Genomic DNA, 9,919 nt, shown 5'->3' on the forward strand with positions numbered 1-9,919 from the left:
ATCAAGGACGTGACATTGCTTTAGTTAACTCAATAATAATTGCAGTAATAGTGTCATTTTTAGTTATTTCACTTTCACTAGTTACTGTTTTTGCCTTATATAGACAAAAAAATAAACTAATTAAAGGAACTGTAACAGGGACTGCAAACATACCTTTAATTAATCCAGATAACATTACAGCTATTGGTCTTGTTTTAGTTTTTGCTTTATTTTTTGGAGTTATTGCTTCAGATAGTGAAGGATTATGAAGAGCAATAATTGGACACACAGTTATGACACTTCCTTATGGAATTTCATTAATGTATCCACGTAGCGAAAAATTCAGTTTTAATTTATATGAAGCTAGTCAAGATTTAGGTTATTCAAAAATTAAATCATGATTCAAAACATATTTTATTTATATGATGCCTTCAATAATTATGGTTGCTTTAGTTTCATCATTTTTAAGTTTTGACGATTTTATTATCACTAGAACAGTATCAAATACTTCAACATTAGGACTTAAACTTTATGAAGGAGCTTTTGAACCATGAGCACTTGTAATTGGCGCAATTCTTTTACTTTTTACATTAATTGGAAACATTGTTTACGTTTTATTTAAAGCTAAATCAAATAAAAAAGTTAAATCTAAAAAAATACAAACATCTAGAAACATTACAAAACCAATTGAAAACATAAATCCTGATACAATGGAGATTATGATAAAAAATGAATAAAAAGTCTTTTTGAAAAAAACTTTTTGTCCCACTAATAAGCCTTTTAGCACTATTTAGCGCTGTTGCTATTGCTATTGGCTTTAAAACTAAAAACACATTTAAACCTGCTTTTTACAATTATAAATCATATATGTCAAAAACAAATATTCAAGAAGTATCAAAAACTTTTGAATATAAACAATTTTCAGAAATAAATGAATTTACAACCGCTTTAGTTAATCACAGAGCAGTTGCTGGAATTGGAAGTGACTTTCAAGCAGTTCAACTTATTAAAAAAGATGAATTAGCCAAGATTAATTATTCTAAATTATTAAACATTCCAGACTTAGACCAAAAGGACTATGGTAAAGCCTTAAAAACAATTTTAAGACCTGATGTTTGAGAACATTTAAATAGTTACAATAAAGATTTAGAAACAGATTTTTATGGTAATTTATATCATGAACCAAGGTATTTATGACAATATTTTATGCCATACTATTCACAAGATGTTATTATTGCTTACAATATTTTAAAAAATCAACCAAAGCAAGAATATCTAGACAAGGATAATCATTCCAAAATAGACTTTACTAAAGCACTTTTTGATAACAATAATGACCATTATTCAATGATCAACATTATGAAAATACTGCAAAAAAATAATTATAACAATTGAGTTATAACCGATGCTATGCGTGATAACATGATGTATGGTTCTGCATATGATTTAAACTTAAATACAGCTCAAAGAGAAGCAGATCAATTTACTGGAAATGTATTCGAAGACACCTATAAAAATTTAATAAACAATTTTGTTGATTTAATACAATATGGAACAGGCTACAACATCAAAGATACCAATCACATTAATTTTAAAGGTGATGGTTTAGAATTATTAAACGATTTAATCAATCCAGAAACTAAAACTAATGTTGCTATTTTATATAGTGGTGATGGTTTAGATGGGCACTTTTCAGAAGATAATTTTGAAAATATAGAAAAAGGAACTGCTATAAGAGCAGTAAGACCTTCGAAAAATATTTTAATGCTTGATGGACTTGTTATTTCAAAATACAATAGTCAAGATAACATAAATAAATACTCATCTTCTCTTTCAGAAAATATTTATAAAAATATTGGACTTCCTTATAAATTTGCAATTGAACAAAATTTAAGTATTGATCAAGCCGTTCAAAAAACTCTTGATAAATATTATTTAGATTTTAAAAATAATGAATTAAAAGATCTTTTTGAGGACAATGAATTTGAATTTAGTTTAGAAAAAATTAATTTATTTTTAGACAAGATGTTAAAAAGTATTGATAAAAATCGTGATTTAAAAACACAATTGGTTAATCAAGATGCAGATTTAATTAACGAGTATTTATTAGATATTTTTAAACAAAATAAAATTAAGATCACAGCATTATTTAATGATCTAAAAGATAAAAAAATAATAATAAAAAACAATTTAAACATCGATCAAGCACTTTTTTATATATATTTTAAAAACACTTTAAAAGAAAACGATCAATTGCCTAATTTACCTATAGAAAAAGCAATTAAAGAAATTACTCAAAATATAACAAATAATATTGCATGAAGTAAAATGCCATATTATGATGAAGAATATAAAGAATGAAAAGAGCAATTATTTGATCATGAATATTTAACAATTAATAATTTTGACTTTATTAATTATGTACCTGTAACAAGTGTTGATTATAACTTCATTGCACGTAATTATTTTTATAATGATGATGGTACTGTCGACGAAATTGCACTTGATATTTACAAAATAAGTGATAGAGATAAAAACTCAGTTCACGTTGGTTTAAAACCTGTCAGTGATAATTTATTTAGCAACATGAGTTTTTATTACTATGAAAAAACAAAATCATAACAAAGGAAAAAATGAAAAAAAATCCCCGATTTAAAAACAAAGTTAATTTAAGAATACTTGCTTTTTGCATGAGTATAGTAACTTTAATTTCTTTGTTATTTGCAGCTCTAGGTTTTAAAGTTGCAAACAATTATAAACCAAGTTTTTACAACTACAAATCATATATGTCAAAAGATAATATAACTAAGTTGTCCAAAAACTTTGAGTATAAGCAATTTTTAGAAATAAATGAATTTACACAAGCTCTTGTTAACAATCGTGCGGTTGCAGGTATAGGAAGTGATTTCCAAGCTGTAACTTTAATTAGAAAAAATTTATTAAAACCAATAAATTTTGAAAAGTTTTTGAACTTAGATTTTGAAATAAAAAGTGATGAGCATTTAGCTAAAGTTTTAGAAAAAACTTATTCACCAATTATTTGAAGACATTTAAAAAGTTACGATGAATACTTAAAAACAGACGTTTTTGGAAACGTTATTAATACACACTTATGAAAATATTTTGTTCCTTATTACACTCAAGATGCAGTTATAGCATATAACAGTGATAAGCATCCTATTAAAGGTTTTGAAGTAACCGAAAAAATGTTAAAGGATAATTTATCAAAAATTAACCATGTTCAAGGCATCAAAGATGAACTAAGTATGTTTAATATCTTAAACACATTAAAAAACAGTGGATATGAACATTTTTACATGACCGATGCACTTAGAGATAATATGCTTTATGGATCAGGTTATGAATTAAATTTAAACAATAATCAAAGAACAGATAGTGAATTTACTGGGTTAGTTACAAATTCTACTTATGAAAGATTGGTAAATAATTTTACAGATTTAATCAAAGATAGTACAACTTACAATGTAAAAGATAGTAATCACATAACATTTAAAGGTGATGGTTTAGAAATGTTAAACACAATTTTAGATCCTTCTAAACCTGATGCACAAGTAGCAATTATGTATGCTGGTGATGCACTGGATGCTTATTATTCAGAAGATAATTATGAAAATGTTCCTCAAGGAACACTAAAACATGTTAAGCCATCAAAAAATTTATTATTAGTAGATGGTTTAGTTGTTGTTGATAATATTTCAAATGATGTTGAAGATTTAGTTTATTCAACTTTAAATGAAGGAATTTATCGTCGCAACGGATCATTAGCAAATCTTGCTAATGCAAATCCAGAAAAAAGTATTGAAGAGTTACTAAAGTTAGGACAGTTAAATATATATAAAGACTTTCTTAAAAACGAAATTTTAAAAGCTGATTCTACTAAAACTGATACTTGATTTGAAAAATTAAACAAATCATTAGAAAAAGATTATCAAGTTAATTCAATTACAAATCCTTGAACTGAAAAGTTCTTAAAAAATAATCCTGAAATAAGTGCAGAATTACAAAAAGTTTTTGAACTTGATCAAGAAAAATTAGCAATTAAACTTTCATATCAAAATATTACTGATAATTCAGCAGATCTATTTGATGAGTATTCAAATTACGAAAATTTTGACTTTATTAACTATACTCCAACTAATTATTTAGAGTATGAATTTGTCAAAAACAACTATTTTATAGATGAAGAAGGTCTGTTAGATGAAATAGCTTTATCGATTTATGAAATCGATCTTAAAAAAGATCTGGAACACAAAAACTTCACTCATGAAGCTATTAAACCTGTTGATGATGAATTGCTTTCATTAATTAATAACTATTATTATAGACAAACTAAAAACTAATGAAAAAAGACTAGTGCGCTAGTCTTTTCATTCAGAAATTTTTATAATTTGAATAGTATAAATTGCTATAGAAATAATTTGTCATACTAAAGCAACTATTATGTCTCAGTAAAAAATATTTTTATTAATTCTATCTGCTATTTGTAAAACTCAAAAAGTTGATCACAGCAAATTTGTAACTAAAAATAAAATAGTCATAACCAAAGAAAATCCAGCTCATGATTTAGTTTTTAGTGATCTAATTAATTGCGGTAAAAATGCAAAAGTAATTATGGCAGGGGCAATTAAAGAAAAAATCAGTGTTTGACTAGGCGCTATTCTAAAATCTGGAACAATTAATCAAACTATTAAAATTGCTATTAAAAATAATCAAGTTAATAATATAAATACATACCCTATCAATTTGATTTTTAGTGAAAATGTTTTTTTATAAAAGTATAAATAAAACATTAACACATTATTCAATGTAATTGATAAACAGGAAGAAATCATAATTATTTTTAAACCATATGGATCTAGTGAGTTTGATAAGCCTGCATAAATTGCTCAAGTTAGCATCCCTAAACGATAAAATCAAAACGAAATAAAACTAATGTTTTTAGTTTCTTTATCTTTTATAACTCTTATTAACTGAGGTATACTTAAAATAATAGTTAGAATTGTTGCTATTCAAGAAACAATTTCAATTGATATATTTAACATTTTTTTATTATAAAACTTAAGTAAAAATATATTAAAAATTACTTTAAAAAAACTAAAAAATATTTATTGTTACTTTAGTAACTAAATGGTATAATTTAAAAGATTTTTCAAGTAGCTTAAAGCTACAAAATAGAAAAAGGGGGTTAATATGGCAAATATTAAATCTAAGATAAGAAGTATTGCTAAAATGGAAGAAGCTAGAGTTAGAAATAACGCTATTAAATCTCAAGTTAAAAAAGCAATAAGAAAAGCCAGAGAAGCTGTTTTATCTAACGATGAAAAAGCAAACGAATTAGTTGCAAAAGCTAGTTCAAAAATTGCTTGAGCTGTACAAAAAGGTGTTTTCCATCCAAACAAGGGTGCAAGAAAACAATCTCGTTTAGCAACTTTTGTTAACAAATCAAAAAGTAACTAAACTATATAAAGCGCAAAATTGTGCTTTTTTTATCAAAACAAATAAGTGCACACAAAAAACACAATTTATGCTTGTGTTTTTTTTATGCTTAATTTTTTGTTTTCATCTATAACAAAGGTAAAATCGCCAAAATTTTTGTCAATTTTATATTCAAATTGATCTACATCGTAACCATTTTTTCTAAATAAATAAAGAATAAATTCATAAACCATTATCATGGCTCTAACGTCATTTTCACAATATTTTTTTAATTCTTCAGTTCTTACTTTTCATACACTATCACCGATTACACCTGCATATCTTAAAATAGCGTTTTCCATAGCCATTAATCCATTTTTAACTTCTAATGAAGAATAAGGATGAATCTTTACTTTTAAGTCTAGATTGAATTTTGTAATAATCTTTTCTATTAGCTTAATACTGTGCTTGTAATTCAGTTCTTTTAAGAAAATATGCTGTGACTTCATAAAATCACCTTTTTTGAATTCTCTTGAACAATCATGAACAACTTTAGAATCAACAAACTCAAAAAAGGTTGATCAGTTTAAGTTTTCGTTTACATTCTCTAAATTACTTGAAATTTTAAAACACTCGTTAATATCAATAACATTTCTGTTTATATAATCAGTTATAAATGATAATTGCTCAAATCCTCCTATAGATTCTAAATATTGTAAAAGTTCTGGATCTTTATTTTCTGATAAATAATTTTTCTTAATTAATTCTAAAATTTCTTCATTTCTTTTATTTTCGTACGTTTTATTAAAAACAACAAAATGATCTGCTTTATTAGAATAAATCGCAACCAGAACTTTTGCTAAATTAGCTAGAGTAAGTTCTTTTAACGGATCTATAACTATATTTAATTTATTTAAAAAATCACCGTTTTTTGTTTCTATAATAGAAACCTGGCTAACTATTTGTCTATGTGGCGCTACATTATCCATCGGAGGAATTGGAGTTGAAAAACCTTCGTAGTCATATCAAACGATTCTTTTGTCTTTTACAAAAATATTTTTTATAATATTCAATGCATTAACACTAATAAAATTTTTTGATTTTGAAAATATATCATTTGATAAATTTACAAAATCTTTGTTTGCAATAATTGTATTATTAATAGATTCATATTGACTTCTAATATCTTTTTCAATTCCTTGACGAAATAAATTATTGCTTGCATTTCCGTAAATATCAGAAAAAATTAAAGTAAATAATGTTTTTTTTATAATTGAATCAATTAAATATTTTTTCTCACAAAATTTATAAGAACTTCCAATTTTATTTGAGGTTTCGGATTTAATTTCATATTCATCTAAAAGATTTTTTAAAATTTCTGCTTCTTTTTTTGTATATTGTTCAAAATAATATTTTGAATGAAATTTTATTTCCTCTTTATAGTCTTTAAAGTTAATAATTAAACTTTTTTTGTTGTTTGAATCAAACAATTGTGGTCATTCAGAAATTAAAATTTTTTTTGTAATTTCATCCTTTTTTGATTTATGTGTGTATCCTAATTCAAGCGCATTATACTTACAATAAGTCATAAATGTTATAGGTTGAGAATTATATTTTTGATCACAATATACAAGACCTGAATTATGTAAGAATGCAAATTCTTTATCTACTTTTTCGTTTCGTACACTTAATGCATTTCTAAAAGCAAATGATTCTACAAACGTTACTTTACCTTTAAAAATTTTTGAACTAGGTGCAGAATTAGAAAGTAAAACAGAAATTTCTTTAACATTTATTTCTAAATCTTTTAATAAATCATAGAAAAATTTAGCTCTAAAAGCATATGTAAATCTTACGTGTGATGAATAACAAAGCATCACTATTTTATTTCTTATTTTGTCATAAATAGGAAATGAAGCATTTGCAACAATTTCTTTTTCGTTTGCTTCTATAATATTAATAAATGAAGGATTAATAATAAGATCAACGTTTTTATCTTTCATTAATTCCATAGTTTGAAGATGCTTATCATCTAATTTGTTTTTTAATGAAATATATTTAATACGCGTTTTATCTATTTTATAAAGGTTTGAATAATATTCAATTGACTGGTCAAAATACTCTTGATATAATTTTGCTTCAACTTGATTGCTTTCTTCGCTTAAATTAAATGAATCAAGAAAGTCCAAATCTCACATTTTTCTTTGTTCTTCTTGATCTTCTTCTTCATCGTCATCATCATCGTCATCTTCTTTTGCGACAAAGTCTGTATAATAACTAGAAATTAATTTTTCAATATCTTCCTTAGTGTCCTTAAATCAAGGCAAATATGGAATTTCTCAATAAGTTTTTGTGTAAGTAGCATATGTAAAAATAATCCTTTTATGGTTGGACATCTAAATCCGCCTTTCCTAGTTTTTTTCATTTTTCTAAAAGTAGTTCTCATTCGGTTTCATTGCTGCATTTTAAATATTCAACTAAATCAGAATCTGTACTCAAGTTATATTGTGGAGAAATTCCTAAAGCGGTATATTTTTTATATCATGCTTTTATTTTTTCAATGTCATCTTTTGTTTCGTTTTCGTTAATTTTAAAAGTATAGTTTTTAACTATTCTATTATCAATTGGATACTTTTCAGGATTTAAATAATCACCTTCGTCATCTCGTAAAAAAGTTGCTACAATAGAATATTTATCTACACCCATTAAATATGCATAAAGTTGTGCTTGTTTTTTGTAAGCTATTGGTACTTCTTTTTCTCATGCATCATATTTTGCTTCACCAACTGTTTTTATTTCTAATATTAAATTTTGTGAAGGAATAAAGCCATCAGGAACCCCACTTAAAATATCGTCCTTATCTTTAAAAAAATCATAATCGTAATCTTCAGCACGATAATTTAAAATTTCTAAATTAGGAAATTTACTTCTAAGAGCATTAAAAACTATAGGTTCTATTAATGAACCAGCATTTATATATTTTTTTTGAAGAACATTCATTTTTATTCGGCTTATATGACAGAAGGCACTAAATTGTGACTTAAATCTATCAGTTTCTAAAACATCAGGAACTGAGCTACCTCCTAGTTTTTTAAACTTATTTCACTTATCGTTACTTAAAAGTTTGTTGTGAAATTCTTTACTTAGAACAACAGTATTATCTTGTTCGTTTACATAATATTCACGATTATTATAAAATTTTCTTTTTGCCATATAAGCCTTTCTTCTACTTAATTAAGTAATTTCTTATTACAGTTTCAGCCATTATTGATACATTTTCAAATTTAGGTATCCCATCTTCATTAATTAAAATATTTTGAGGAATAATATAATCAAAACAAATATTAACGAGCTTATCAAAAGCAGTTTCAGTTGAATTATCATCAATACCTGGAACAAATTTTGTAGCATCAATATATTTTTCAATTCTTATTGCACACAAATTAATTAGATTTTTTTCTAAGTCAAAATTATTAATAAATTCCTTGAAATTAGCCTTAAAAAATTCTAATTCATTAGGTAAACGCAAGTCATCAATTATAAATAATGAATTTTGATTTTGTTTAGCAGCTTCTTTTGCTAGGTTTAATATTTTTTTAAAAATACGTTCGGTTCAAATATCTATATTTATTTTTCTTCCTACATCTCCCAGTGCAATTCAAAGTGGGCGAACTACTTCTTTATTTTTTTGATCTCATTCAATTTCTTTTAAAACTGGTTCCATAATTTCTTTAATACTTCCTGCAAATGAAAATAAGTGAATTTGATCATATTTTTTATTACATTGCTTGATTATTTCTAAACTTAAAAGGCCTTTGCCACTTCTACGTTTACCATTTATTAAAACTATATTATGCCTATTCATACTTCCTCTCTATAAAAACAAAAACGCAAAATGCGTTTAAGTTTAGTAGCCACCTTTAGATTCTTTACCTTCTAAAATTGCTATTGAACGACTTGTTCCAAATCTTGTTGCACCCGCTTCATACATTGCAATTAAATCGTCTTTGTTAGCAATACCTCCAGCAGCTTTGATTAATAATTTATCTCCGCAAACACTTTTCATTGTTTTAATATCATCAAGTGAAGCTCCTCTGTATGAAAAACCAGTTGAAGTTTTGATAAATTCAGCTCCAGATTTCATAACTATTTCAGTTGCTCTTTTAATTTCATCATTTGTTAAAAGTGCAGTTTCAATAATAACTTTTAAAACATGTGTTCCACAAGCAGCTTTTACAGCTTTAATATCATTTAAAACATATTCATCATCGCCTTGTTTAAAACGTCCAATGTTTATAACCATGTCAATTTCATTTGCTCCATGATCTATAGCTAATTTAGCTTCTTGTGCTTTTGCTTGACTAATCATTGAGCCTAATGGAAATCCTACTACCGAAGTAATTTCAACATTAGTTTTGTTTAATTTTTCCTTACAGTATTTAACTCATGAAGAATTAACACAAATTGTTTTAAAGTCGTATTGAATAGCTTCTTTAATTAATTT

The 9,919-nt window shown here is 25.4% G+C and carries 9 protein-coding genes; 4 read left to right on the forward strand and 5 right to left on the reverse strand.

Annotation, left to right across the window (positions count from 1 at the left end; all coding sequences use genetic code 4):
- The 3 genes from MALL_RS04480 to MALL_RS00670 form a co-directional block, all read left to right on the forward strand.
- The coding region (locus MALL_RS04480; protein WP_005683227.1) for an ABC transporter permease at nt 1–716 on the forward strand (716 nt) is incomplete at its 5' end.
- Complete coding sequence (locus MALL_RS00665) at nt 709–2,601, forward strand: type 2 periplasmic-binding domain-containing protein (protein WP_005683229.1); 1,893 nt, start codon at nt 709–711, stop codon at nt 2,599–2,601. The genes MALL_RS04480 and MALL_RS00665, both read left to right, overlap by 8 nt.
- An 11-nt stretch (nt 2,602–2,612) precedes the next feature.
- On the forward strand, nt 2,613–4,340 hold the full coding sequence (locus MALL_RS00670) for a hypothetical protein (protein WP_005683230.1): 1,728 nt from the start codon (nt 2,613–2,615) through the stop codon (nt 4,338–4,340).
- Nucleotides 4,341–4,358: 18 nt separating this feature from the next.
- Here MALL_RS00670 and MALL_RS00675 read toward each other — a convergent pair whose 3' ends face one another.
- Nucleotides 4,359–5,042 (reverse strand): PQ-loop domain-containing transporter, encoded by a 684-nt coding sequence (locus tag MALL_RS00675; RefSeq protein WP_005683231.1) that lies wholly within the window; start codon nt 5,040–5,042, stop codon nt 4,359–4,361.
- Nucleotides 5,043–5,190: 148 nt separating this feature from the next.
- Here MALL_RS00675 and rpsT point away from each other — a divergent pair, with 148 nt between their 5' ends.
- On the forward strand, nt 5,191–5,457 hold the full coding sequence (rpsT, locus tag MALL_RS00680) for a 30S ribosomal protein S20 (RefSeq protein WP_005683225.1): 267 nt from the start codon (nt 5,191–5,193) through the stop codon (nt 5,455–5,457).
- A 65-nt stretch (nt 5,458–5,522) separates the two neighbouring features.
- Here the strand turns inward: rpsT and MALL_RS00685 are convergent, their stop codons facing one another.
- From MALL_RS00685 to deoC, 4 genes are all read right to left on the reverse strand, one after another.
- Nucleotides 5,523–7,811: a UU173 family protein gene (locus tag MALL_RS00685; protein WP_005683224.1), complete on the reverse strand. Its 2,289-nt coding sequence runs from the start codon at nt 7,809–7,811 to the stop codon at nt 5,523–5,525.
- The gene (locus MALL_RS00690) at nt 7,798–8,628 is read right to left on the reverse strand and encodes an MAGa7180 family putative nuclease (RefSeq protein WP_005683222.1); all 831 of its coding nucleotides are present in this window, start codon (nt 8,626–8,628) and stop codon (nt 7,798–7,800) included. The genes MALL_RS00685 and MALL_RS00690 overlap by 14 nt, the downstream gene beginning before the upstream one ends.
- 13 nt (nt 8,629–8,641) lie before the next feature.
- A complete protein-coding gene (locus MALL_RS00695) occupies nt 8,642–9,280 on the reverse strand; it encodes a hypothetical protein (RefSeq protein ID WP_005683226.1) in 639 nt (212 codons plus the stop codon).
- Between the two features lie 42 nt (nt 9,281–9,322).
- Nucleotides 9,323–9,919, reverse strand: a 597-nt coding sequence (gene deoC, locus MALL_RS00700) for a deoxyribose-phosphate aldolase (protein WP_040545447.1), incomplete at its 5' end; no start/stop codon positions are given.

The organism is Mycoplasmopsis alligatoris A21JP2, assembly GCF_000178375.1.
GTDB classification, from domain to species: domain Bacteria; phylum Bacillota_I; class Bacilli_A; order Mycoplasmatales; family Metamycoplasmataceae; genus Mycoplasmopsis; species Mycoplasmopsis alligatoris.